Source organism: Aureimonas populi (genome assembly GCF_017815515.1).
GTDB lineage: Bacteria > Pseudomonadota > Alphaproteobacteria > Rhizobiales > Rhizobiaceae > Aureimonas > Aureimonas populi.
This window is the reverse complement of the sequence record NZ_CP072611.1, coordinates 1,733,943-1,757,722: the sequence shown is the minus strand read 5'-3', so window position 1 is coordinate 1,757,722 and position 23,780 is coordinate 1,733,943. Positions and strand designations below refer to the sequence as shown.

The 23,780-nt window shown below is 68.7% G+C and carries 24 protein-coding genes and 1 tRNA gene; 15 read left to right on the top strand and 10 right to left on the bottom strand.

Features of this window, described 5'->3' with window-relative positions:
- The first annotated feature begins 47 nt into the window (after positions 1 to 47).
- The 6 genes from J7654_RS08105 (at position 48) to J7654_RS08080 (ending at position 5,141) form a co-directional block, all read left to right on the top strand.
- Positions 48 to 1,010, top strand: a complete 963-nt coding sequence (locus J7654_RS08105; RefSeq protein WP_209739762.1) for a glycosyltransferase family 2 protein — start codon at positions 48 to 50, stop codon at positions 1,008 to 1,010.
- The gene (locus tag J7654_RS08100; protein ID WP_209739759.1) at positions 979 to 2,268 is read left to right on the top strand and encodes an O-antigen ligase family protein; all 1,290 of its coding nucleotides are present in this window, start codon (positions 979 to 981) and stop codon (positions 2,266 to 2,268) included. Before J7654_RS08105 ends, J7654_RS08100 begins: the two co-directional genes overlap by 32 nt.
- Before the next feature lie 76 nt (positions 2,269 to 2,344).
- Positions 2,345 to 2,815: a DUF2948 family protein gene (locus tag J7654_RS08095; protein ID WP_209739756.1), complete on the top strand. Its 471-nt coding sequence runs from the start codon at positions 2,345 to 2,347 to the stop codon at positions 2,813 to 2,815.
- Positions 2,816 to 2,840: 25 nt separating this feature from the next.
- On the top strand, positions 2,841 to 4,148 hold the full coding sequence (gene hisD, locus J7654_RS08090) for a histidinol dehydrogenase (RefSeq protein ID WP_245195717.1): 1,308 nt from the start codon (positions 2,841 to 2,843) through the stop codon (positions 4,146 to 4,148).
- A complete protein-coding gene (locus J7654_RS08085; protein WP_209739751.1) occupies positions 4,145 to 4,615 on the top strand; it encodes a UPF0262 family protein in 471 nt (156 codons plus the stop codon). The genes hisD and J7654_RS08085 overlap by 4 nt, the downstream gene beginning before the upstream one ends.
- Positions 4,616 to 4,718: 103 nt before the next feature.
- On the top strand, positions 4,719 to 5,141 hold the full coding sequence (locus J7654_RS08080; protein ID WP_209740334.1) for an arsenate-mycothiol transferase ArsC: 423 nt from the start codon (positions 4,719 to 4,721) through the stop codon (positions 5,139 to 5,141).
- On the opposite strand, the gene yihA is transcribed toward J7654_RS08080, so the two are convergent.
- The 4 genes from yihA to rpmH form a co-directional block, all read right to left on the bottom strand.
- Positions 5,109 to 5,771, bottom strand: coding sequence for a ribosome biogenesis GTP-binding protein YihA/YsxC (yihA, locus tag J7654_RS08075; protein WP_245195755.1), 663 nt, complete (start codon positions 5,769 to 5,771; stop codon positions 5,109 to 5,111). The two genes, J7654_RS08080 and yihA, sit on opposite strands and share 33 nt — an antisense overlap.
- A gap of 92 nt (positions 5,772 to 5,863) precedes the next feature.
- Positions 5,864 to 7,666 carry a membrane protein insertase YidC gene (gene yidC, locus J7654_RS08070; protein WP_209739745.1) on the bottom strand — a complete coding sequence of 601 codons (1,803 nt, stop codon included), beginning with the start codon at positions 7,664 to 7,666 and terminating at the stop codon, positions 5,864 to 5,866.
- Positions 7,666 to 8,049 carry a ribonuclease P protein component gene (gene rnpA / locus J7654_RS08065; protein ID WP_245195754.1) on the bottom strand — a complete coding sequence of 128 codons (384 nt, stop codon included), beginning with the start codon at positions 8,047 to 8,049 and terminating at the stop codon, positions 7,666 to 7,668. Before rnpA ends, yidC begins: the two co-directional genes overlap by 1 nt.
- A gap of 24 nt (positions 8,050 to 8,073) precedes the next feature.
- Complete coding sequence (gene rpmH, locus J7654_RS08060; RefSeq protein WP_209739743.1) at positions 8,074 to 8,208, bottom strand: 50S ribosomal protein L34; 135 nt, start codon at positions 8,206 to 8,208, stop codon at positions 8,074 to 8,076.
- A gap of 253 nt (positions 8,209 to 8,461) precedes the next feature.
- Between rpmH and J7654_RS08055 the strand changes: the two genes are divergently transcribed.
- From J7654_RS08055 to J7654_RS08030, 6 genes are all read left to right on the top strand, one after another.
- Positions 8,462 to 9,946 carry a sensor histidine kinase gene (locus J7654_RS08055; protein WP_209740330.1) on the top strand — a complete coding sequence of 495 codons (1,485 nt, stop codon included), beginning with the start codon at positions 8,462 to 8,464 and terminating at the stop codon, positions 9,944 to 9,946.
- 117 nt (positions 9,947 to 10,063) lie between these two features.
- Positions 10,064 to 10,140 (top strand) — tRNA-Arg (locus J7654_RS08050).
- Between the two features lie 1,162 nt (positions 10,141 to 11,302).
- Positions 11,303 to 12,613: a hypothetical protein gene (locus J7654_RS08045; RefSeq protein WP_209739740.1), complete on the top strand. Its 1,311-nt coding sequence runs from the start codon at positions 11,303 to 11,305 to the stop codon at positions 12,611 to 12,613.
- A 107-nt stretch (positions 12,614 to 12,720) separates the two neighbouring features.
- The gene (locus tag J7654_RS08040) at positions 12,721 to 13,134 is read left to right on the top strand and encodes a hypothetical protein (protein ID WP_209739738.1); all 414 of its coding nucleotides are present in this window, start codon (positions 12,721 to 12,723) and stop codon (positions 13,132 to 13,134) included.
- A 64-nt stretch (positions 13,135 to 13,198) separates the two neighbouring features.
- Positions 13,199 to 13,390 (top strand): hypothetical protein, encoded by a 192-nt coding sequence (locus tag J7654_RS08035; protein ID WP_209739736.1) that lies wholly within the window; start codon positions 13,199 to 13,201, stop codon positions 13,388 to 13,390.
- Between the two features lie 162 nt (positions 13,391 to 13,552).
- Positions 13,553 to 13,702: a hypothetical protein gene (locus J7654_RS08030; protein WP_209739733.1), complete on the top strand. Its 150-nt coding sequence runs from the start codon at positions 13,553 to 13,555 to the stop codon at positions 13,700 to 13,702.
- A gap of 48 nt (positions 13,703 to 13,750) precedes the next feature.
- Here the strand turns inward: J7654_RS08030 and J7654_RS08025 are convergent, their stop codons facing one another.
- On the bottom strand, positions 13,751 to 15,850 hold the full coding sequence (locus tag J7654_RS08025) for a DotA/TraY family protein (protein WP_209739730.1): 2,100 nt from the start codon (positions 15,848 to 15,850) through the stop codon (positions 13,751 to 13,753).
- Positions 15,851 to 15,855: 5 nt separating this feature from the next.
- Entirely contained in the window at positions 15,856 to 16,119 is a 264-nt protein-coding gene (locus J7654_RS08020; protein WP_209739728.1) for a hypothetical protein, read from the bottom strand.
- A 306-nt stretch (positions 16,120 to 16,425) separates the two neighbouring features.
- On the opposite strand from J7654_RS08020, the gene J7654_RS08015 reads away from it, so the two are divergent.
- The 3 genes from J7654_RS08015 to J7654_RS08005 are packed head-to-tail and all read left to right on the top strand — an operon-like array spanning position 16,426 to position 19,006.
- Positions 16,426 to 16,716 (top strand): hypothetical protein, encoded by a 291-nt coding sequence (locus J7654_RS08015; RefSeq protein ID WP_209739726.1) that lies wholly within the window; start codon positions 16,426 to 16,428, stop codon positions 16,714 to 16,716.
- Positions 16,713 to 18,536: a MobA/MobL family protein gene (locus tag J7654_RS08010; RefSeq protein ID WP_209739722.1), complete on the top strand. Its 1,824-nt coding sequence runs from the start codon at positions 16,713 to 16,715 to the stop codon at positions 18,534 to 18,536. Before J7654_RS08015 ends, J7654_RS08010 begins: the two co-directional genes overlap by 4 nt.
- Positions 18,533 to 19,006, top strand: coding sequence for a hypothetical protein (locus tag J7654_RS08005; protein WP_209739719.1), 474 nt, complete (start codon positions 18,533 to 18,535; stop codon positions 19,004 to 19,006). The genes J7654_RS08010 and J7654_RS08005 overlap by 4 nt, the downstream gene beginning before the upstream one ends.
- Positions 19,007 to 19,028: 22 nt before the next feature.
- Here the strand turns inward: J7654_RS08005 and J7654_RS08000 are convergent, their stop codons facing one another.
- The 4 genes from J7654_RS08000 to J7654_RS07985 form a co-directional block, all read right to left on the bottom strand.
- The gene (locus tag J7654_RS08000) at positions 19,029 to 19,928 is read right to left on the bottom strand and encodes a DUF3825 domain-containing protein (RefSeq protein ID WP_209739717.1); all 900 of its coding nucleotides are present in this window, start codon (positions 19,926 to 19,928) and stop codon (positions 19,029 to 19,031) included.
- A 351-nt stretch (positions 19,929 to 20,279) separates the two neighbouring features.
- Entirely contained in the window at positions 20,280 to 22,028 is a 1,749-nt protein-coding gene (locus tag J7654_RS07995; protein ID WP_209739714.1) for a tyrosine-type recombinase/integrase, read from the bottom strand.
- A 215-nt stretch (positions 22,029 to 22,243) separates the two neighbouring features.
- Positions 22,244 to 22,486 (bottom strand): hypothetical protein, encoded by a 243-nt coding sequence (locus tag J7654_RS07990; protein ID WP_209739711.1) that lies wholly within the window; start codon positions 22,484 to 22,486, stop codon positions 22,244 to 22,246.
- Between the two features lie 223 nt (positions 22,487 to 22,709).
- Positions 22,710 to 23,564 carry a D-amino-acid transaminase gene (locus J7654_RS07985; RefSeq protein WP_209739709.1) on the bottom strand — a complete coding sequence of 285 codons (855 nt, stop codon included), beginning with the start codon at positions 23,562 to 23,564 and terminating at the stop codon, positions 22,710 to 22,712.
- Positions 23,565 to 23,780 lie beyond the last annotated feature (216 nt).

The window sequence follows — 23,780 nt, the reverse complement described above, 5'->3', positions numbered from 1 at the left end:
AGGAAACGGCTCTCCCTTTACCTAAAATGTCTTAGCGGAACGCCGGAATGACCCAGCCTATCACCATCGAGACACGCTCGCCCCGCCTTGGCGAAGGCGAGCACCGGCTCGTTGCCACGCTGCCGACCTTCCGCCGGCCGGAGCATCTGGCGCGCACCCTGGCCTCGCTGGCGGCGCAGACCCGGCCGGTGCCGGTGATCGTGATGGAAAACGATGCCGAGCGCCGCGAGGGGCTGGCCGCCGCCCGGCCCTTCTTCGAGGACGGGCGCCTTCAGGGCCTCGTGCTCATCGCGCATGAGCGCGGCAACTGCTCGGCCTACAATGCCGGCTGGGAAACGGCGCTGGCCGAGTTCGGCGCCCTGGAGCACCTGCTCGTCATCGACGACGACGAGATCGCCGGGCCGCAATGGGCCGAGCGCCTAGCGGGAGCGGCCGACGCCTTCGCCGCCGATATCGTCGGCGCGCCGGTCCTGCCCGTGTTCGAGGACGAGCGGGGCGAGCGCTGGCGGCGGCACCCGGTGTTCTCCCCGCCCTACCGGGCGAGCGGCCCGGTGCCGATCCTCTACGGATCGGGCAACCTGGCGATCGCGCGGCAGGTTCTGGAAACCATGCCGCGCCCCTATCTCGACCCCGCCTTCAACTTCATCGGCGGGGGCGACGCGGACTTCTTCTCGCGCTGCAAGCTGCGGGGCTTCTCCTTCGCCTGGTGCCAGGAGGGCGCGCTTTACGAGACCACCCCCGCGCGGCGCACGGAATTCTCGTGGGTCCACGCGAGGGGCTTACGCAACGGCGCGCTTTCGGCCATCATAGAGCGGCGGCGAAAGGGCCGGGCCGTGTCGCTGGCGCGAAGCGCAGCCCTCCTGGCAGCCTGCCCCTTGCGCGCGGCCAGGCTCGGCCTGCAAACCGGATCGGCCGCCATCGGCCTTTATCCGATACAGGTGGCACTCGGGCGCTGGCAGGGCGAGTTCGGACTGGTTCATGAGCAATATCGCCGCCCCGAAGCCCATTGAGGCGCAACTGACCGACGCGCTACGCACGCTTCTGGGCGCGGCGCTGCTCACGCTTCTGCTCGTCACCTTCACGCCCTTCCAGACGCAGTTCCAGGGCGATCTCGACAGCGGCAACCTCGTCAACCAGCTCGGCTATTCGGCGCTGGGCGCGCTGGCGCTGGCGGGGCACCTCTTCTTCACGGAGCGGCGCGTGGCGCTCTCGCTGCTGCGCCCGTTCTGGATCGTCACGGTCCTATGGCTCCTCTTCGCCGCCGTGCAGTCGCTCTATCCGCCGAACGCGCTGCGGGCGCTTGCCTTCACGCTGTTCGCCATGCTGGCGGCAACGGGCGCGCTGTGCCTGCCGCCCCATGCGCGCGCCTTCCGCTTCGCGCTCGCCGCCGCCTCGCTGGCGGTCCTCGGCCTCTCCTATGCCGGCGTCGTCCTCATTCCCGAGGTCGCGGTCCATTCGGCCGCCGATCTGGAGTCCCAGCACGCGGGGCTGTGGCGCGGCATTTACAGCCACAAGAACACCGCCGGCGCGATCATGGCGACGCTGTTCTTCTGCGGCCTCTACCTCCTGCGGGCGGGAAACCGCCTCTCCGGAGCGGCGATCATGGTGCTTTCCGGGCTCTTCGTGCTGCAGGCCGGCTCGAAGACGGCGGCAGCGCTGCTGCCGCTCGTGGCGGCCCTCGTCCTTTCGCCGCGCCTGACGGGCAGTCGGCACCTGCCGGTTCTGGTGCTGTCCGCGGCGCTTGCGGGCCTTGCGCTGGCGACGCTCGGCAGCGTGCTCATCCCCGCCATGGACGCGCTGGTGCAATGGGTGCTGCCGGGGACGACCTTCACCGGGCGCACCGATATCTGGCGCTTCTCCTTCGAGCAGCTCGCACCCCGGCAGTGGACGGGGTTCGGCTTCGAAAGCTTCTGGCGCACACCCGCCATGCTGGCGATGGAAGCCAGCCGCGAGCTTTCCTGGGACCCGCGCTTCACGCCGAACGCCCATAACGGCTATCTCGACATCGCCATCGCGGCCGGCTGGCCGGGGCTCGCCCTCGTCGTCGGGACGCTGATCGTCCTGCCCTTCAGGGATTTCGTGCGCACGCCGCAGGACGCGGCCTCGCGCCGGTTGGCCGATCTCTTCCTGATGATCCTCTCCTTCGCGCTGATGAACTCCTTCCTCGAAACCTTCCTGTTCGACCGGGCCAACCCGTTCTGGGTGATGATGTGGTTTTCGGTGGCGGGCCTGCGCCTGCTGGCGCGCCACCGCCCCCTGCCGAACTGAGGCCGGGCGCGGCCCGGCGCATTGGCACGGGGCCCGCGCGGCCCTATCTCCCGGTTTCCCGCAACGGAACGCCAGCATGACCGAACTGAAGCTTCTCGCCCTGGACGAGGACGACCTCGCCATCCTCTCTGCCCACTGCCAGGACGCGGTGGTGCGCGCGGCCGACCTCTCCTTCGAACGGGCCGCCGGGCGCTTCCTGGTGCCGATGAACCGCTTCGTCTGGGAAGAGGCGGCGGCCCGGCGGGGCTTCCTCGCCCGCCGGCGCCCCTATGAGCGGCGGCGCGCCGTGCTGCATTTCGACCGCGTGCGCCGCGTCAGCCAGACCGGCGTGCTCGTGGGTGATCCCGACCAGGTGCTGGCGCTGCTGGCGCTGCGCTTCACGCCCGGCGAGGCGCCCTCGGGCCTCGTCGAGCTTGTGTTCGCCGGCGGCTCCGCGATAAGGCTCGAGGTGGAGTGCATCGAGGCGCAGCTCGCCGACCTCGGGGCCGCCTGGAGCACGCAGAACCGCCCCGACCATGCGCGGGAGGATTTCGAGCTTCCGGGGTGAGGCGGGCGGCAAACGGGGGAAGAGCTTGCCTCTCAGGCTGAACATTTCCGATCCGGGTTTCGAGAGCGATTTCCGTGCGCTTCTGGGGGCCAAGCGAGAGGCCTCGCAGGACGTGGAAGCGCGCGTGCGCGAGATCGTGTCCGATACGCGCGCGCGGGGCGATGCCGCGCTGATCGACTACACCTTGAAATTCGACGCCCTGGAGCTGACGCCGCAGACGCTGCGCGTGGAGGCCGGCGCCATCGAGGCCGCCTATGAGAGCGCGCCCGCCGCCACACGCGAGGCGCTGCACTTCGCCCATGAGCGCATCCGCAGCCACCACGAGCGCCAGCGCCCGAGCGACGAGCGCTATGTGGACGCCGCTGGCGCCGAGCTCGGCCATCGCTGGACGGCCATCGGCTCGGTGGGCCTCTACGTTCCGGGCGGCGCCGCGAGCTACCCCTCCTCCGTCCTGATGAACGCGGTGCCGGCCAAGGTGGCGGGCGTCGAGCGCATCGCCATGGCGGTGCCGGCGCGCAACGGCGAGCTGAACCCCCTGGTGCTGGCGGCCGCGCGGATCGCGGGCGTGGACGAGATCTGGCGCGTGGGCGGGGCGCAGGCCATCGCGGCCTTCGCCTACGGCACCCAGTCCATCGCGCCCGTGGCCAAGATCGTGGGGCCCGGCAACGCCTATGTGGCCAGCGCCAAGCGGCAGGTCTTCGGCACGGTCGGCATCGACATGATCGCCGGCCCCTCGGAAGTGCTGGTGATCGCCGACGGCGAGAACGATCCCGACTGGATCGCGGCCGACCTTCTGGCGCAGGCCGAGCACGACGCGGCGGCGCAGTCGATCCTCGTGACCGACGACGCGGCCTTCGCCAGCGCCGTGGAGGCGGCGGTGGAGCGCCAGCTCGCGCGCCTGCCGCGCGAGGAGACGGCGCGCGCGAGCTGGCGCGACTTCGGCGCAGTGATCCTCGTGCGCGACCTGACGGCGGACGCCCCGGCGCTGGCCGACCGCATCGCCGCCGAGCATCTGGAGATCGCCACCGCCGACCCGGAGGCGCTATTCGCGCGCATTCGCGACGCGGGCGCCGTTTTCCTCGGCCGCCACACGCCCGAGGTGATCGGCGACTATGTGGGCGGCTCCAACCACGTGCTGCCCACGGCGCGCTCGGCGCGCTTCTCCTCCGGCCTTTCGGTGCTCGACTTCGTCAAGCGCACCTCGGTGCTGAAACTTTCGGCCGAGGCGCTGCGGGCGCTCGGCCCGTCCGCCGTGGAGCTGGCCACGGCCGAGGGGCTGGACGCGCACGCGCGCTCGGTCTCCATCCGCATGAATGCGGGGCCCGGCGCATGAGTGCGCACGGCCGCCTCGTCTCCATCGATCTCGACGAGACCATCGGGCGCGCCACGCCCGACGTGGAGCATGAGCGGGCCGTCGCCATCTTCGACCTGATCGAGGACAATTGCTTCGAGCCGGTCGGGGCCGAGGGCGGGCGCTACCGGCTGAAGCTGCGCGTGGCCGACAAGCGCCTCGTCTTCGAGATCGAGGACGAGGCCGGCGCGCCGCTGGCCACCCACATCCTGTCGCTCACGCCCTTCCGGCGCATCATCCGCGATTATTTCCTGATCTGCGACAGCTATTACGCCGCCATCCGCTCGGCCACGCCCTCGCAGATCGAGGCGATCGACATGGGCCGGCGCGGCGTCCACAATGACGGATCGCAGCTCCTGCGCGAGAGGCTGGCGGGCAAGATCTCGATCGACGACGACACGGCGCGGCGGCTGTTCACGCTGATCTGCGTGCTTCACTGGCGCAATTGACGATGCGGCGCGCCCTTCCCCACCCCGCCGGGATGCAGCGCCCTTGAGCCGCGGCGCGCAAGAGGGCGCGAGCCTGCCCTCCTCCATCCTGTTCGTCTGCGGGATGAACGCCATCCGCTCGCCCATGGCCGAGGCCATCGCCCATTCGGTCCTGCCGCCCTCGGTCTATGTGGCGTCGGCGGGCGTGAAATGCGGCGAGCGCGACCCCTTCGTGGACGTGATCCTGGCCGAGCACGGGCTGGCGCTGCAGAATTTCCAGCCCCGGGCGCTGGAGGACCTCGCGGACGGCTATTTCGACCTCGTCGTCACCATGTCGCCCGAGGCGCACCATGTCGCGCTCGACCGTTCGGGCGCGGAGGCGGTGGCGGTAGAGTTCTGGCCGATGCCCGACCCTTCCGTCGTCACCGGCTCGCGGCAGCAGATTCTCGACGCCTATCGCGACCTCTACCGGCGGATCGAGGCCAAGCTGACCGAATTGCGCGAGCGCGCCGCCTCAGGCGGCCAGAGCGGCGATCGCGGCGCGTAGATCGTCCAGCCCCGCACCTTTTTCGGACGAGGTGGAGAGCACCTGCGGATAGGCCGCCGGCCGCTTGCGGATCGCCTCGATCGTGGCGTCCATCAGCTTGGGCATGGCGAGCGCGGAGATCTTGTCGGCCTTGGTCAGCACGATCTGGTAGGAGACGGCCGCCTTGTCGAGAAGCGCCAGCACCTCGGTGTCGTTCGTCTTCAGCCCGTGGCGCGAATCGACCAGAACGAAGACGCGCTTGAGCGTGGAGCGGCCGCGCAGATAGTCGAAGACCAGCTTGGTCCAGGCGTCCACCTGCTCCTTGGGCGCCTTGGCGTAGCCGTAGCCGGGCATGTCGACCACCGCCAGCGGCGGCAGATCCCCCGCCTCGCCCGAATAGCCGTCCGGCACGAAGTAGTTCAGCTCCTGCGTGCGGCCGGGCGTGTTCGACGTGCGCGCAAGGCCCTTCTGCGAGAGAAGCGCGTTGATGAGCGAGGACTTGCCGACATTGGAGCGGCCGGCGAAGGCGATTTCCGGCGGCCCCTCGGGCGGCAGGAACTTCAACGCCGGCACGCCGCGAATGAACACCCAGGGGCGAACGAAGAAGAGCCGCGTCTGCTCGCGCTCCGCGGTCGACGCCTCGGCCGCCATCGCGGTGTCCCTGTCTTCTTGGCTGGCCATGATTCCTCCTTCGCACGGGCCCGAAACGCAAAAGCGGGCCTTGCGGCCCGCCCTGCCCGGTCTCAGGCGTCCTTCTTTCTTCGGAAGGTGGCCCGCAGATTGTCCCACAGCTCGATCTTCGCGCCGTTGCGCTTCATGATGACGGACTGCTGGATGATCGACAGGAAGTTGTTCCACGTCCAGTAGATGACCAGACCCGCCGGGAAGGTGGCCAGCATGAAGGTGAAGACGATCGGCATCCAGGTGAAGATGAGCTGCTGCGTGGGGTCCGGCGGCAGCGGGTTCAGCTTCATCTGGATGAACATCGTGATGCCCATCAGGATCGGCCAGACGCCGATCATCAGGAAGAGCGGCAGCGAGATCGGGATCAGGCCGAAGAGATTGAAGATCGAGGTCGGGTCGGGCGCCGCCAGATCCTGAATCCAGCCGAAGAAGGGCGCGTGGCGCATCTCGATGGTGACGTAGAGCACCTTGTAGAGCGCGAAGAAGACCGGGATCTGCACCAGCACCGGCCAGCAGCCGGCCGCCGGATTGATCTTCTCCTCCTTGTAGATCTTCATCATCTCCTGCTGCTGCTTCACACGGTCGTCGCCGTATTTCTCGCGCAGCTCCATCAGCCTCGGCTGCACCTTCTTCATCTGCGCCATCGACTTGTACGACTTGTTGGCGAGCGGGAAGAACAGGAGCTTGATGAAGACGGTGACGAGAAGGATCGCCACGCCGAAATTGCCGGTGAAGTTGTAGATCCAGTCGATGGCGGTGAACATCGGCCGGGTGATGAAATGGAACCAGCCCCAGTCGATGAGCTGGGTGAAGCGGGCGATGCCCAGCTCCTCCTCATAAGCCTTGACGAGGCCCACCACCTTTGCCCCGGCGAAAAGACGGTTGGTCAGCTCGCTCGACGCGCCGGGCTCCAGCGTCACGCTCTGCGCCAGATAGTCGGACTGGTAGAAGGCGCGGCCCTCGCCCGAATAGCGAAAGTTGGGCTGGAAGACCGCGTCGCCGGAGGCGCCCGGCACCAGCGCCGTCGCCCAGTACTTGTCGGTGATGCCGAGCCAGCCGAAGCCCGATTGCGGGGGCGAGATGCGGCCCTCGTCCTCGATGGAGGAATAGGTGATCTCGTTGAGGCCGTCCTCGCCCAGAACGCCGATCAGCCCTTCGAACACCACGAAGGCGGCGGCGACCTCGGGCTTGGAGAAGCGCACGACGCGGCCGTAGGGCGACAGCGTGACCGCCTGCCCGCCCTCGTTGAGCACGGTGTCGGTCACGGTGAACAGATAGTTCGCGTCGACGGAAATCTCGCGTGTAAAGGTAAGCCCCTGCGGGTTGGTGAAGGTGAGCACGACCGGCGTCGCGGGCGTCAGCGTCTGCTCGCCGGCACTCTCCCACAGGGTCGCGGGGCCCGGCAGCTCGCCGACATTCTGCCCGCTGTAGCCGAACTCGGCGAAATAGCCGTTGGCGTCGGTCTCGGGCGCCAGGAGGACGATATTGGGCGAATCCTCGTCCACCGTCTCGCGGTAGCTCTTCAGGCGCAGATCGTCGATTCGCGCGCCGCGCAGGTTGATCGTGCCGGCAAGCTGCGGCGTGTCGATCGCCACGCGCGGCGCCTCGGCGGCGGCCTGCGGCGCGGCGGCGGGCTGGGGCGCCTCCCCTTCCAGCGGCACGCTTTCGGGGCCGGAGGGAATGAACGCGCGCTCCTGCGGCTCGCCGGCCGGCACGGTGGGCGCCTGGAGCGAGCCGGGCTCGGCCGTCACGCCGCTCGACTGCTCGACCTCCATGCGGGGGCTGACGACGAAGAACTGCCAGCCCACCAGCACCGCGATGGACAGCGCCATCGCCAGGAGGAAATTGCGGTTGTTTTCCATCACTTCTCGTTCCCGGTGGGCGAGCGGCGCCCTTGCGGAGCACCCCGTGCGTCGGCGGCTTTCCGAAACCGCCGCGAAAGCTCGAGACCGATGGACTCGAAAGGCGCGTCCAGAAGCTCGTGGCGGGCGACGATCACATAATCGAAGCCCTCGGCCATGTCAGCCCGCGAAACGACGCGGATCGCTTCGCGGAGCCGCCGCCGGATGCGGTTGCGCACCACTGCGTTGCCGACCTTGCGCGTAACGGTCAGCCCGTAGCGGGCCGGCGCGCCATCGCCGCGATCGAGTGCCTCCACGAAGAAATAGGGGCCGTTCAAGCGACGGCCCCTTCGTGCGGCAAGGAATTGAGGGCGCGCCCTCAGGCGCGGGACAGGCGATGCCAGCTCCGCTCCCCTTCCCTGCCCGGCTCAGGCCGAAAGGCGCTTGCGGCCCTTGGCGCGGCGGGCCGACAGGACGCGGCGGCCGCCGGTGGTGGCCATGCGCGCGCGGAAGCCGTGACGGCGTTTGCGGACGAGCTTGGAGGGCTGATAAGTGCGCTTCATGATGCAAACTCCACGGTCGAACCGCGGACCCCTGGAACCGGGTGAAACCTTCGTGTGACTTGGAAGCGGCGCGCCGGGCACGGCAAAGCCGCTAGCGGAAGGCACTCTCGCTCGATCGGGCGCTTATAGGGAAAGGAGGGCGGCAAAGTCAATTGCCGCCCTCGCATCGCGCGGCGGGCCGCTCTATGCATCCACCGCAGGCGCTCGCACGTTCCAGGATGTCGAGCGGACGGATGGAGGGCGCGTGGCGAAGATGCGGGACCGGGCGGTTGCCCGAGGCGGGGGCCATCGGAACGGAGAGCGGCGGCGCAAGGCGCGCGCGCCTCTGCCGCACCATCTGGCCGCGCGTCTCGTCCGCGTGACGATGATCGCCATCCTCATCGCGGAAGCGGTGATCTTCGTGCCCTCCGTCGCCCATTTCCGCAAGGAGTGGCTGCGCGCCAAGCTGGAAGCGGTGGCGGTGGCGAGCTTCGCCTCCGGCAGCCAGGACGGCGGCCCCATGCCCAGCCCGGCGCGGGAGGCCGAGCTTCTGCGCGCGCTGGAAGCCGACCTCATCGCGGTCGAATCGGACGGGGTCTCGCGGCTGCTGGCCCGCTCGGCGGACGTGCCGACGGTGGATCTGGAAATCGACCTGGCGCGCGAATCGACCATCGGCTCGATCACCGGCGCCATGGAGACGCTGGCTCTGGGCCGCACACGCACGCTGCGCGTTCTCGGCCCCATCGGCGACGGCTCGATGGTGGCCGAGGCGGTGATCTCCGAGCGGCCGCTGAAGAGCGCCATGGTCGCCTTCTCCATCAACATCGTGCTGGTGTCGCTGCTGATCGCGCTCTTCGCGGGGCTTCTGGTCAATCTGGCGATCCACCGCGCGCTGGTCGGGCCGATCCGGCGGCTGACCGAATCCATGGTGCGCTTCGGGGAGGACCCGGAGAACCCGGCCCGGATCATCGAGCCCTCCCCGCGCAACGACGAGATCGGCGTCGCGGAGCGCGAGCTGTCGCAGATGCAGAGCCGGCTGGCGCGCACGCTGCGCGAGCAGCGCCACCTGGCCGATCTCGGGCTTGCCGTCGCCAAGATCAACCATGACCTGCGCAACACGCTCGCCTCCGCACAGCTCGTGTCCGACCGCCTCTCCGACATTGAGGACCCGCAGGTGCAGCGATTCGCGCCCACGCTCATCCGCAGCCTCGACCGCGCCCTCAGCTACACGCGCTCGGTGCTCGCCTATGGCCGGGCGGTGGAGGAACGGCCGGTGAAACGCCGCGTGCGGCTGGCCTTCCTGGTGGACGAGATCCTGGAGGCGCCCGCGACGGCCGGCGATTCGGGCACCGAGCTTGTCAACGGCGTTCCCCGCGACCTGGAGGTCGATGTCGACCCCGACCAGTTCCACCGAGCCCTCTCCAACCTCGTGAAGAACGCCGTCGACGCGCTGGCCGCCGTGGAGAGCGCCGCCGTGGTGCGGCGCGTGCAGGTCGAGGCGCGGGAGGAGCCGGACGGGGGGTGCACGATCGCGGTCGAGGATACGGGGCCGGGCCTTTCGGAGCCCGCGCGCAACACGCTTTTCCAGGCCTTCCGGGGCTCGACCCGCGCCGGGGGCACGGGGCTCGGCCTTGCGATCGCGGCCGAGATCGTCAAGGCGCATGGCGGCACGATCCGCTATGCCGAGCGCGCGGGCCCCGGCGCCCGGTTCGAGATCGAGCTGCCGCCGCGCGACGACGAGGCCGCCCCGGCGCCCTGAACCCCGCAACGGCCACTTTGTGCAAAACGGAGGCGAAGACGGGCTTGCAATCACCGAACCGAGCCGCTAGGAAGCGCCCACGAAGAGCGAGCGCCCCAAAGCGCAGCCCTTCAGGCGGCGCCCGTAGCTCAGCTGGATAGAGCACCAGACTACGAATCTGGGGGTCAGAGGTTCGAATCCTTTCGGGCGCGCCATCAACACGCTGAAATCGCTGGAGATTTTCGAAGTCGCGAAGGCGGCTGCGAGGTCGCGTTAGATCTCCACGGCGCTTTAGACCAAGTTTAGACCAACATTGTTGACAGCACCGCCCGCCAAGGACTCGCGCCTACGAGTCCTTGGCGGGCGGTGAGTGACGACGCAGCCGTCGCGATCCGGCCGCACCCACGTCGCCCCGCGAGGGGCGTGAACCCCTCCCCTGGGGGAGGGGTGGAGCGGACCTATGGTCCGGGTGGGGGAAGGAGACACCGCCTCACCGATCCGCCCACCCCGCCTTGACCACAGGGCTCCGGCGCACCTACGGCGCTTTGGGGGCGCGGCGCGCCTCCGCCCTGCTACGGCCCCGTTCCGGGGCTGGACAACGCGGGATGGCCTGCCGTCGAGCTTGCGACCACCGATGCCATCGGAGGGCTCCGGCCTCCGGCCGCCTCGACGGGGCGCCCTCGCTCCGCCCGGCCCGCGTCGGCTGCGCCGCCACGCGCCGCGCGCGGTCAGGTTTATTAACGTCTATCCGGTTAAAATCCGCCGCCGGTTTGACGCCCGCCCCGATCCACCGAACGCTAGACACAGAAAGACCCCCGATCACCGCGCTTGCAGGCGCTCCCGGGGGTCTCTGGTAGGCGGGGCAATGATGACAATCGGCACGTACGCCGTCAACGGCGACAGCGAGTGACCCCCCGGCTGGGACATACTCCCAGCCAGCCGACAGCCTCCCCAGCCCAAACGCGTCAACAAATTTTGCCTCCCCACCGCCCCACCGAGGGCGGGATCGCCGCGCGCCTCCACGCCGCGATGATCGACCGAGGCCCGGCCCCGGAGTCGGGCGCCGCCCAGCGCCTCGCCCGCCGCTCGCGCGAGCCGGTCGACGGCGCGGCTTCGGCTCCCGCCCTTTCCCTCTTCGAGTCCTTCCCCGCCTCGGCGACCTCGCACGCCGGCTCCGCCGTCGCCGCATCGGGAGCTTCCGTCAGCGGGGCCGCGAGGCCCCGCCTTGCCACAGGAGGAGCTACATTCACCCCCCTAGCCGGGGAGGCGCAGAGGACCACGGCGACCCCCGCCGCCGAGCCGCAGAGGGACGAGCGGACTTCCGCCCCACGTCCCACGACGCGCCGCCGGTGGGACCTCCTCGCGGGCATCTCCCGCATGCTCCGCGTCGGTCTTGCCGCCGACGAGCGCGGCCCTTCCGTCTGCGGGTGCGGTCGCCCCGGTCACGCCATCGAGGAGATTGGAGTCCACCGGCGCCCCGCGAGCGCCGACCGCCCCACCCGCGCCTTCGTCTCGGGGGTCTACCGATGCGGCTCCGGCTGGCTCTGCCCGACCTGCGCGCCCGCGGTCGCCACGCTCCGGCAGGCACGAGTCCAGCGCGTCGTAGAGGCGACGACCGACCGGGGCGGGACGTTCGTCATGGGCCTCGTGACCGTCTCGCACGGCCCGACCGACCGCCTCACGGACCTGAAGAAGCTCGTCACCGAATCCTTCGCCGCCGCCCGCCGAGGAGCGCCGTGGGACCGCCTGCGCAAGCGCGGCGGCATCGCGGGCGTGCTGGTTGCGCCCGAGGTCACGCACGGCGAGAGCGGCTGGCATTTCCATGTCCATTTCGGCATGCCGTGCCTCGCCGACACCGTGGCCGCGCGCGCGGCGGGCGAGGCCCTGATCGCGCGGTTCATGCGCGCCGTAGAGAAGCGCGGCGGCAAGGCCCTCCGGAAAGGCCAAGGCGTGGAGATCGCCGCCTCGCCCGAGGCCGCAGGCGAATACATCGCCAAGGGCACCTCATGGGAACTGGCGGCGGGCGCGTCCGGCCACAAGAGCCGGACGGCCGGACGCACCCCGTGGGACATCGCCGAGGCCGCGATCGCCAACCCCGACGACCGTGGCAGCTATGGCCTCTGGCGAGAGTTCGCCGCCGTGATGCCGGGCACGCGCTCGTGCGTCGTTACCCCGGGCCTCGCCGCCGCCCTCGGGCTTGAGGCCGATGAGGATGACGAGGCGGGCGGGAAGTTCGACCTTACCGACGACGTGGCGCTCGTTGGCACCGTCCCCGCGCCGACCTGGAAGGTCATTCTGCGGACGGGCCTCGCCGGGACCTTCCTCGGCCGGATCGAGGAGGCCGAGGCCATCGACGCGCCCGTCTTCGCCTCGCTCCTCGCCACCACGTCGGCCGAGGCAGAGGAGCGCGCCCAGCGCATCGCCGACCTCGCCGAGGCCCGTCGCGTGAAAGCCGAGCGCGCCCGCGATGCCGCCGCCGCCCGCGAGGCCCGAGCCCGGCTGGACCTTGCCATCTCGCGCGCCCTCGACCGCCTCGGCGACCTCACGCGTGGCGGCGCGGACACCCGCGACCGTCTCGCCCGTGCCTGCGACGACGTGGCGGCGGCCTGCCCCGATCTGCCGCGCCCGACCCCCGCCGACATCCTGTCGGCCGCGCAGGCCCGACGCCCCGCGCATCTCGCGGCCTGATCCGCGAGGCCGCGAGCGCGTCAAATTCCTCCCCATTGACGCCCGGCGCGTTATCCGGGACGAGAGGCGCGACGGCTAGGGGAGCCGACCACAACGGGTGACGACACATGGACATGGGATCGGCCGACGAGGCGCTGGGGCTCTGGCTGACGGCGAGCGTAGGTTACGTGCGCGAGCCGCAGGAGGCGGTCGCGGCCGTCATGGGGGTGAAGCCGCGCGCCGACGTGCGGCTGTCGCCGTGGGCGCACGAGTGCGCACCCTGCGGTGGCACCGAGTGGTGGTGTCACGTCATCGGCGCGACCGTTCGCGATGACGAAGACGACGACGCGGCCCGCATGACGCTCCTCGTCTCGCCGGAGCGCGACGTGCGCGGGGCCTGGAGCGCGCGCCTCCTCGACAAGCGCGGGTTCCGCGCTCCCCTCGTGGAGGGTTGGTATGACACCTGCGCTGAGGCGCTGGCCGGGGCTGATAACGCCGCCTACTGCATGCTCCTGACCGACCGTCGCCTCGCCGCCGACTGACGGCCTGGACGTCGGCACACCGGGGCCCCAAGCTTGAGAGACACTCCAGCACGAGGCTCCGCCGATGACCCCACCATATCGAATCGAATACAACTGGCGTGACGCGGTAGCCGTCGGCGTTTTCTTCGCCTTCTCGATCCCGTGGACGGCGATGAGGGCTTGGGTGAAGGGTGATGGCACCTTCCTCGCCATGACGATGATCCTGATCGCGTTGGCGGTCCGCATCATCTGGCTCTACGTCTATCGTCCCCGCTAGGCCGCTAACGCCGTTCCTTCGAACCTCTACGCCGGGCCTCGCTGGTGCGCTGATGCCCAAGCGCGGGGCGTCGCCCTACGGGCGAGGCAGATACCCCGACGAGGCCCGGCGTGGTCGAGGTCGGAACGGCTGAAGAGCGGCCAGCAACGAAGGAGACCGGACATGGCACGACGCTACGACTACTCGCAGGTGGCAGGCATCCGGAACCCGGCCCTCCGCGCCATCGCGGCCATGGCGATCGTGGCCTTGCCCGTCCTTGGCGCGCTGGCCTTCTTCGCCCTGCTGGCGCTGGCCTACACAATCGGGCGGTGATCCCACCCGATGACGAACGGGCGGCTCTGGCGGGCCGTCCGTTCTCGTTTACCCCTCCTTCGGGCCCGGTTTGGCGCCGAGGGGGCGACCGCCTTTCGCCCTCACGCTTTCGCCGGGGGCGCTGCCCTTGCTTCCGCCGGGCTTGGGAGCTCCCGGGATGTTCCGCTGGCTGGACCACACGCCACCGACGACAGTGGACCCGGCCTCGCCCTCGCCCCATGAGGCGACCGACACGCCGAACCATGCGCCCAGCTTCTCCGGCACCGACAGGATCAGCCGGAAGGTCCAGACGACGAACTGCCACTGCATGTAGACCATGACGGCGAAGGCCACGACGATCCCCGCCAGCCCGGTTGCGCGCCCGATGTTCGCTCCCTGAACCGAGAGGTTGTAGGAGGCGAGGAAGGCGTTCAGCAGGACGACGACGAGCATGTGGGCCGCGATGAACGCCAGGACGGTTGCGGGAAGGCGGAAGAAGATGCCGATCAGAAGTTGCCCGTAGCCGTGTCGCTGGGCCTCGCTGACGAAGGTCTGCCCGTCAGGCCGGACGTGGACGAACGCCCATACGAGAACGGCGATGGACGCGACCGCGAATTCCAGCACGAAGGCCCCGAACGCGAACCACATCAGGACGTAGGGAACGAGCGGCAGGACGTAGGTCAACACCAGCCCGACGAGGAAGAAGACGCCGAGGATCGGCCAGCCCGGCACCATGATGGCATCCAGCGCCCCTTGCCCGGCCCCCATGAAGAGCGCCGACGTGCCGTAGGCGGCAAGGGCGACGGCGTAGCCCGCCTTTGCTCCGACGATGAGGCGAGACCCCATGTCCATCATGTCGGCGATCGGGTCCGCACGAGGCCCGTCGTATGACAGTAGGTGATCCCGGATCGGGTCCGTGACAGTCGACACAAGGTCGGCGAATACGCCCGACGCCTCTGCGGTCGCCTCTCCGATCTCGCCGTCCGCCAGCACCTTCGCGGCGGCCTCGCGCCGGAACTGCGTACCGACGTAGGCGAGCGCCCGCGAGGCCTCGCCGTCGTAGACCCCGAACGCTGCGGGGTCCGGCTTGACGCGGACAGGGCGTTCGCCTGCTGCCTCGGCCGTTGACAGGCTGACATGGGCCAGCACCCGGTAGTAGCTGGCGAGGGCCATGAACCCGCGCTCCTGCACGTCCCGCAGCACCTCCCCGCGCATGGTCGACGCGGCTCCAGACCTGCGGGCGACCTCCGTCGCCGCCACGGAGAGCGTGCGATCGAGATCGGCGCCCGCGCGCGCGATGGTCGTTGCGAGATCGGCGGGGAGCTGGCCGTGGGCCTTGGCCGCCTCGATCATGTCCTCGGAGGGCGGGGCCGGGTCTACACCAACCCCTCGCACAGCCTCTGCGAGCCGCTGGACGAACTCCTGCGCCCTCACGCCCGCCACGATCTCTCCGATGGCCCGCCGCCGGGCCTCACCGAATGTCCCGTCGCCGAACTCGCTGGCGGCGGATACCGAAAGGCTTCCGCACGCTGGCCCCCATGACCACGAGTAGCCAGTCGTCGCGGCGGGCGTGGACTCGCCCCATGGCCAGAACGATTCCCTCGCCGGACGCACAACGGGCGACCCGGCAGGATTCGGCAGGCTCGCCGCCGCGGCCGACGTATCGGCGAGGTTCGCACGGCCCGCGAGGATCGCCGCCGCGCAGACCTCGGACTCGAACACCTCGCGCACGAGCGAGGCCCCGCCGATAGAGAGGGGTGACAGCGTGTTCCCGTCTCGCACGACGTAGGCGGTGGAGGACTGCGCCACCGCGTTGGCCGTGTTGATGGCAGGACGCGCCACCAAGTCTCGCAGGACGTAGGAAACGGCAGGCAGGCCGCCCGAGAGCGGCACCAGCATCCCGAAGGCCAGCACCACGCGTAGCGGCCCCCAGAAGCCGTGGATGCCGTCGCCGAAGGGTCTCCCGGAGTAGGCGGCCTGCGTCAGGCCCGAGAGCCAGAACCATGCCAGCCAGCAGACCGCGAGGAACGTCAGTGCGGAGGCGAGGACGCCGATGCCGACCGAGAAGGCGGTTGCCTCTCCCGACATCGGAATGATGGCGGTGACGACCGACCACGCGATGTCCGTATCCGGCGGGTTCGACAGGAGGTCGGGGAACGGGAGCGCCATCGCATCTACTCCCCGGGTTCGGCCATGACGGGAGCGGTGTCGCTCGCGAAGAGTGCGGCGTCGCGATCTGTCATCCGGCCGACGAGCGCGGTCAGGATATGGATAGGGAGCACGCCATCCCTGACGGCGGCGAGGAGCGCGCCCCCGACGACAACCTTCCGCCTGGTGTCGTCCCTTCGCCGGGCCTCCCGAAGCGCCGTAGTCGTCTGCGCCAGCTTGCTTTCCAGCGCTGCCCGCCGCTGCGCGAGCTTCTTGAGATCGAGTGTCACGCCGTCGCCTCCCGTCCGAGCCGGAGGCCCCATCGCCGCCGGCGGAATCCACCTCCACGTCGGAAATGATTTCCGATCCGGAGCGAGGCCGCCGCCTATTTTTGTAGGTCTCATGCGGCCTCGGGCGCCCCGTCGCGGGGCGCCGACTCCCATGGTCCGGCGTCGCCTTGCGCCGAGCAAATCGGCGCCCTCACAATCGGTCGGGGGAAGCCATCCAACCCGAAGGGCGCGCTTAAGCGTCATCCCCTGCGGGGATGACGCGCACGGCCTGCGGCGCTGGCCCCCGTCGCCGACGAGGGAGGACGAATGTCGTCAGCACACCGCCAGATCGCCGAGGCCGAACGCACCGCCTGGGACCACGCGCAGCGCATCCTCCTCGCCGCGAGGCGGGCGGGCGCGGCCCGAGCCGACCTCGACGCGCTCGCCGACCACCACGACGAGGCCCGCGACCGCTGGCTCCGCGCGGATCACCGGGCCCGGCGTGATGACGACCGCCGCCGCGACGTGTTCGATATCGGCGACCCCTTCGCCACGCTGGACTCCTACGATCCGGACTTCGACATGCAGACATACGCTCCGCCCGAGGACTCCGCGTGACATCGCTCCCGGCCCACGAGGCCCTGTGCCACGTCTCCGCGAAAGTCGTTCAGCGGAGCAAGGGGCGGTCGGCCGTCGCCGCTGCGGCGTATCGTTCCGGAACGCGCCTGACCGATGCCCGCACCGGTTCGACATGGGACTACTCACGCAAGAAGCACGTAACGGATTCGTTCGTTATGGCCTCGCCGGACACACCCGCTTGGGTGCATGATCGCGAGGCCCTATGGAGCCGCGCCGAGCTCGCCGAGCGGCGTAAGGATTCGGTCACGGCGCGCGAGGTGGAGGTCTCGATCCCCCGCGACCTTCCCGACGACCGATGGGCCGACTTCCTGCGCGATGTCGCGGCTCCCTATGTCGCCGCCGGTGCCGTAGTGGATGTCGCGATCCACTGTCCGCCAGCGGCCGACCGCGAACGCCAGCCGCACGGCCATCTCCTGATGACCATGCGCCGCCTGGACCCATCGACCGATACGGGATTTGCCGGAACCCGGAACGCGGACCTCCTCGCGATCTTCGAGAGCGGCGGGCGGGCGGGAGGCAAGAAGGGCGATGCCCTCATCCGCGAGCGCGAGCGTGTCGCAGGCGTGCTCAACGCTCACCTTCGAGCGGTCGGCTCGAAACGGCGCGCCGACCACCGTTCGTATCAGGCTCGCGGGGACCCACGGACCCCGGAGCCCCTGATCGGCGAGCGCCGAAAGGCCTCCGTCGTCAGGCGACGGCAGAACGACCGTCGCACCACCCATGTGGCAAAGATTCGTGAGTCACGGAAAATCGACAACGCCCTCACCGAAACGGAGATTGAAATGGCCCTGACCGCCCGAGGATTCGCCCGCGCCCCCGCCAGGAAGCGAGAGCCTCACCAGCAGGATTACAAGCTGTCGATCCTCGCCGACCGCTTCCCTGACGGCGACTTCACCCCGTTCCGGGATGCCCTCTACCTCGTGGACGCGAGGGATTCGCGCCGCACCCGCACGATGCTCCGCGACGGCGCTTGGGTGGAGGTGGATGACGAGTCCGGCACCGTCTCTCTCTGGGGGCCTCGCTCGCCGCAGGCCGCCGCGCTCGCCGAGGCCATCGCCGAGTCGGCGGGCTACGGCGTAGATCGGCTGCCGCGCACCGCGGCGACTAAGAGGCCCGGCCGATCCCGCCGCAAGGCCATCCCGGAGGCCGAGGCCGTCAGCCTCGCCGACCGTTGGCGGCGGCGCGGCTTCGCCGATGTCACGGAGTCCCCCGCTGGTGTCCGCGTCGGCCTCGGCGGGCGTAGCCGGCTCCTCGACTCCGGCGACCACGTGGACCTCCACGGCCCCGTATCCGACGAGGCCCTGCGCGCCCTCGCGGCGAAGGCGGCCGAGGACTGGTCGGGGCACCTCGCTCTCGACGGCCCGTGGCCGCCAGAGTCGCAGGCCCGGCTCTGGCTGGAGTGTCAGCGACAAGGCGTGAGCCTCGACGGCTACGAGCCGTCGCCAGCGCTCGCCGCCGCCTGGGCGGTTGAGACGGGCACCGCCGCCGAGGCCGACACTCGCCTGCGCGCGGTGCGCAGCGAAACCCGGGAAGCGGATCTCCTCCTGTCGGCGGCCTCGGGCGATGTCGTCGCGCTGCGGAACCTCGATCCCAACCTACGCGCGTTCGTGTCTGGTCACCTCGATGACGAGCAACGGCGCGACCTTGCCCGAGCTGGCCGTGAGGAGATCACGGCCAGCCTGTCCGCCTTCCGTAAGTTCGGGGCGGCCGAACTGGAGCGGGACCCGCGGGCCGCGACCGTCGTCACGCACCCCGAGCCGCAGGCCTTGACCAACGTCCACGAGAGGCGGCCCTCGTGACGACCGCGACCGCGGCCCTCGAATCCTGCCGTGAGGCGACCTCGCTCCGCCGCTATGTCCGCCGACGCGCGGCAGGCCGCGGCGCTCCGGAGTGGTCCACCTACGACACCGCTCTCGGCGCGTGGGTGGTCGCTGACGGCGAGGCGGCGGCCACGTCATCGGGCCGCCCGTGGCGGCGTGTTCGCCAAGAGTCGGAACCGTGGTGCGGCACCCTCGGGCGGGACCTCACTATCGCCTGCGACGACGACCTGCAGGCGCTCTTCGCGACCCTCGATGAGGACGACCCCGGGGCTTGGCGAACTCTCTGGCTAGAGGCCGACCGCCAGCCGGCGCGCTGCCTCGCGGACTGGCGCTCCCGGGGCCGCCGCCTCCTCTCCGCCATTGACGGCGCGTCCATGATCGACGGCGGAACCCTCGCCGCGAAGTTCGCCGCGCGAGGGGGTGGGAAACGGTCGTTGACGACCGTCTGAAACGGCCGTGCGTTGCCCTTCATCAATCGACGTCCCGAACACCCGTTCGGAAACCACCCAACCACTCGCTATTTGGCCGTGCCAGCAGCCGAGCATGGCTGTAGGCCCAGTCCGTGTAGAGAATAGTCGCGGCCCTATACCAACCTCCGTGACGTTCGAGGGTGAGGGCCAGATCAGGCTGTGATGAGTCCCGGAGGTAGAGAGGCAGCAGGAGCTGGATCTTGCCTCTGTAGAACTGAGGAACTGCCAAACGATAGCTTCTCTGAGCGAGCCGAATGCTCTGCTTGACGGCACCTTCTAGCGCATTCCTAGCCGCCACCGGAATTTGGCGTTGCTGACCATTATCTTCAACGTTGTTGTCATCATCATCGTCGCCCGCAGCATCTTCAGCGAGGTCGGTCGGCTTTCCATCCTTTCCTACCTTTCCCCCCAGTTCCTCAGGAAACCGGTTCAGGTTGTCGCGGATGATATGATCAAGATTGAGTTGGACCTGCAACTTCGGATCAAATATCAAGTCTTTGGGATCGTTCCAGTACTCGGTCAGGTTTGGCAATTCCATAAAGTCCGTCAGAACCCTATCCCCGGATCTCGCCCAACTCTTCAGCCACCACTTCTTGTTCGCAGGCGAGATCGGTTGAGCGCGATCATAGGTATCGGAAACGGTGAAAACGCCAAAGATTTCTTCCTGACCAGGTGTAAGGAGGCCGGTGTTGAAACAGGCGACCTGATCCGCGATAACAATCTTCTGCTGGTCATACGCTCTGATGAACGTGTGAGTAAGATATCGATCAAGAACGGGATGCTGGTTCTTGGCCAGAAGGTGAAGGTTTTTCCATCTTTCGGGTTCTGCCATACTAGCCAAGGTAGCGAGACGATCGTCCCAATCCGCGACCCGTGCGAAGTCGAAGATTCTAGTTGCCATGCGTTGCTCCTTACGCCACGGTCATTTGATAGGTTCAAGTCCGATGGTTATCACACGTTCGGACCCGCTGTCGAAGACATGGCATAGAAAAAGCCACCAAGATGCGTGTTTAATTCCCGGTAGCGCCGCGCTGAGCATCTCGCAGTATGTCCGCTTCAAAGCGGTTTCGAATTGTTTCCATTCCAACGAGCAGTCAAACCACCGTTGAAGCCCGACTAGAACGGTCGTGCGATGCCCTCACGTCACAACAATTCATCGGGATGGAAAGATACCCGCCCTCGATCTTCGTGCCGTCCTGCGCCCTCCCATAAAGGGCGATTCCCGTCCCTTCGCCGTCCAATTCCTACCCAACTACCTGCTCGAATCATTGCGTTCTCCTCTCGCGACCCATTCCGGGTCGGGCTCGTCGTCAGGCCGGACGTTCCCCAGCGCGGCGAGACGCAGCGGTCCACGCGCCTCGCGCTCGCGGCGGACCCGTTCAACCTCCGCCGCCGCCCGCCGCTCGGCTTCGATTGCCATCCGCCGATACCACGGGAACCATTCGGGTATCGGGGTGCCCGGTCCCAATGCAATCCGGGGCCCCTTCGGCCGGTGCGAGGCCCACTCGGCGTCGCACGCCCCGAAGAGCGCGCCGGTCCACGCCTCGACAGCCACTCGCTTGAGTTCAAGGCGCTGACTGTAATCGTAGGCGAGCCGGGTAATGTCGGCCGTCGTGGCCGCAGGTGCGAACCGGCCGCCGGTATCGACCTCCTGCGTATGGTCGAGGACCGCCGACACGGCATCGCCACGAACGGCGAGGTCGCCGCAGGTGGTCGCGAACGTCCGGCGGAGATCATGCGGCGAGAAGTGCTCGATGCCGTCGAGGAGGTCGGGGCCTCGCGCATTGTCGTCGGTCTCTCCCTCCTCACAGAGGGCTGTGTCGGCGGGGCGCCCGCGCAGCCGCGACAGGAGCAGGCCCGGCGAAGATTTTGTCATGGGCGTGTCAGCAACGTCCCCGGTCGTGCGAACGGTCGGGAAGACGAACGCCGAATCCTTCCGGGCGGCTGCGGCTATCGCGCGTTCAACCAAGAGAACGGCACGGGGTGGAAGGGGGATCGCGTGGGGTCGTCCCGCCTTCATGACTTCCCCGGGAAAGTAGGCCACCCGCCAGCCCTCCGGGCCGCCTGGCCATGGGAGGACGTGCGCCTTTCGGAGCGAGAGCCCGGCCCCGGCGCGCTGCGCTGTCAGGGCGAGCCACCAGAGGGAACAAAGGATGCCGTCCGACGTGCGTCGCTTCGTTTCTCGCCCCGGCATTGTCCGCGTCGTCTCGGCCACCCATAGAACATGCGCCAGTTCGGCGACGGAGGGGTGACGGGCACGCGGAGCCGGGATCGTGGAATCCAGCTTTTCGACCTCAAGCCACCAGCGGGATACACCTTCGAGGCCTGACACCCGCGAATGCTTGCGCCGGGCGAATGAGAGGGCCGCCTTGGAGTAGGCGACGAACTGACGGCTCGCCGCCTTCGCACCCGCCTTCTCGGCGGCGTCGCGAACCTCCTCCAGGTCGCCCGTTCGAAGATCGGAGACCAGTCGGCCGCGAAGCGGCGCGGTCGCCTCCATCGTCAGGTATCGTCGGGCCTCCGCCGCCGTGGACAGCGACGGCAGCTTGATGACGCCCCGGGAGGTCGTCCGGGGCTTCGACAGGTATTCCACATACCGCTCGGCCAACGTCTCCCACGTCCAGCGGCCCGATGCGATCGCCGTCCGCCGCTCGGCCTCGGCGAGCGCCTCCGCCTCGCCCTTGCCCGCCCCCTTGCCTGTCAGGAACGCGGCTGGGTCCGTCCCGTCGCGGAGAAGCGCTCGAACTTGCTGTGCTGCCTCCCTCGCGACTTTGGCCGACTTCACGTCGTCCAGTTTCCCGAGGGATCGTGTCCTGCCGTTCCACTTCAACGCCCACCCTGCGGAACCAGCCTGAACCCGCAGGATCAGGCCCTTTTCCACCACGTCAGCGAAGACCAAAGGATTTGATGTGGTGAAGGTGCGGGCGGCGGCGGCCTTCCGGGCCTCGGCGATGTGCTTCGGCCCGATCTCTACGCGGTGTGTAGGCAAAATCTGACTCACTTGGTCTGACGGTCTGGAAGTCGGAGGCACCCTATCCTTAGACCAATTTTAGACCAAGTGATTTGTTGACAAAGCCTCTCCATCGCCAATGAGAAGCGGCCATGACCGCAACAAAATTCAGACACATGACGCTGATATCGCTTCATTTTCTCAGGATCTTGGAAACAATCCAGAATCTTTTATTTGTCAACTGATTTTGGCTACGAATCTGGGGGTCAGAGGTTCGAATCCTTTCGGGCGCGCCATTTCGGTACAAAACTGCGAACGCCAATACCCGCCGATTCTACGCTCGAAGCAGCGACCAGGGTTTGCAGCAGTCCGCTTTTCGATCCAATGACGCGAACCTCGTCGTCGGCGACCTCGACTCGCTGGGCGAAGGCGCGCAGATGGTCCCGCCGATAGCCGCCACTGTTCAAGCACAGGCCGGCGCGTGCCGCCACCGAGAGCGAATCGATCATCGCCGGTGTGACCTCATCAGTGCTCGACGCATCCAGGCTCGTTTGGATGCGCTCTGCGTCGGCGGTAGCCTGATCCGAGGCTGGATGGCGGCCTGGCGCGCTGGGTGCAAATCCGGGCCTGTACGGGTGGGCGGCTGAACCTCACCCCGCCCCCGGACCAATGTCGATCGACTCCGACGGGCCGGCCCGGGCCTCGACGGCTCGGGGCGCGGCCTCGTTCTTCTCAGATGGCGGTTCGCAGGCTGCTTGCGATGTAGAGCTCGCGCATGCGGCGCGTGATCGGGCCGGGCCTCCCGTCGCCCACCGCGCGCCCGTCCACCTCCACCACCGGCAGCACGAAGCTGGTGGCCGAGGTGATGAATGCTTCACGCGCCCGTCCGAGCGCCTCGACCGAGATCGGGCTTTCCCGCGCGGGAATGGCGTGGTCGCGGGCGATCGACAGCACCGAGCCGCGCGTGATGCCGGGCAGGAGGGCCTCGGACAGCGGCGGGGTGTGGATGACGCCCTCCTCGTCCACGATATGCAGGTTGGCCGAACTCGCCTCCGTCACCATTCCGTCCTCCACCAGAATGGCGTCGTCCAGCCCCTCGCGCACCGCCTGCGACTTGGCGAGGGAGGAGTAGAGAAGCTGCACGGTCTTGATGTCGCGCCGGCCCCAGCGCCGGTCGGGCATGCATTTGACCTTCAGGCCGGTCTGCGCCTTCGGATTGGCGAGCACGGTCTTGGCCTGGGTGAAGAGGACGAGGCCCGGGGCCGCGTTCGGATCGATCACGAAGTCGCGGTCGGCCGCGCCGCGCGTGGCCTGAAGGTAGACCAGCCCCTCCTCCAGCCCGTTGCGGGAAACGGCCTGGCGGTGGAGCTCGAGAAGCTCGGCGGCCGGCATCGGCTCGGCGATGGCCAGCTCCTTCAGCGAGCGCGAAAGACGCCGCGCATGCGCTTCGTAGTCGATGAGCTTGCCGCCCACCACGGCGGCCACCTCATAAACGGCATCGGCGAAGAGGAAGCCTCGGTCGAAGACGGAAATGGACGCAACGCCCTCGTCCTGCCACACGCCGTTCACGTAGACGCTGCGCGCCATTCCGGGCTCCTTCGCCATGCCTTGCCGATCCATGATCGCGCAAGCGCTAAAGGACGGGCCGCGCTGGCGCAAGATGGCTTACCGCGCCCGTGAAACGGCAGCCCGAAGCACCGGCGAGCATGAACGCGGGGGAAAAAGAACGGGAGCCCCGGCAGTTCATCGCGCGCAGAGGCGACCGTCCCCGGTGCGTCGACCTCCTATATGATTTTCTAATCA